This window comes from Vibrio sp. 03_296 (assembly GCF_002265885.1).
On sequence record NZ_NPKW01001171.1, the window covers coordinates 1 to 917 of the forward strand.

1 pseudogene is annotated in these 917 nt (G+C 41.0%); it reads right to left on the minus strand.

The annotated features are described in order from the left end of the window. Positions 1 to 499: 499 nt before the first annotated feature. Positions 500 to 917, minus strand: a pseudogene (locus CIK04_RS35895) (GNAT family N-acetyltransferase); the annotation flags it as partial.

A 917-nucleotide genomic window follows, 5' to 3' on the forward strand; every position in this document is an offset into this window, starting at 1 on the left:
CTTAAACGCCTTGTTATGCTTAAGCTTCAATGAGTTACGTTTTACTCAAAACAAGATTAACTCGACTTTGATTTACAAACAAAAACCAAAACGTAGAAAACCGAAATGAATCATAGTTTTGATAATCAGACTAGGAATTTTGGCAAATCTGGTTTGAAGTTTGAAAACCTAAAATGGATTTCTGATTGAGCCAACCGCCCTAACCTCGCGATTGCCCGAGAATTGAATGAGGCAATTCTCTGAATTTCTAGCGCCAAAGAATATGCGTCCGAAAAACAGCGCTCACAAAAGCCGGCTTGCCGACAAACACAAAACCAATCAGCCAAGGGAACAAAGAAAAACCATAACCAACTGATTTTACATTGATTAAGCATAACGCCGCGTTAAGGGGCGCAGGCACGCAATACAAAAGTGACCGCATAACACCTTAACCACTAAACCCAACGCAAATTGAAAATGCCACGCGTGCCAAGTCCCTCTTAAACGCTTTGTTATGCCGTTACTTTTTGTTTAAGTGAACTTCTACCGCTTTTGAACCATCGGAAAGTATGAAAAAGTCTGAATCAAAACGTTGAACACATTAAAGCCTAGTGCTTAAAACAGCGACATTACCTGTTTGCTCAACACACCAACCGAGACTGAGTTAATACGCTTAAACTGTGTAATCAACGAAATCGACGAGCTTTCTAGCTACACCTTTTTGGCGAAAACTTGGTGCAACTGCTAGCGAGCTAAGCTGTAATTCTGAACCAACCTGTTTAGCTTCAACTACTCCAACTAAAACCTCATCAACATGGAAACCAAAACACTCCACTCACTTTTAGCGCTGTTTTTATGCTAACTGCGAGCTCAGTTGGCCTGTAAACTTGCGAAAGTTCGTCGAGCAACGACTCTGACAGTTCAACCACAGATTTTTC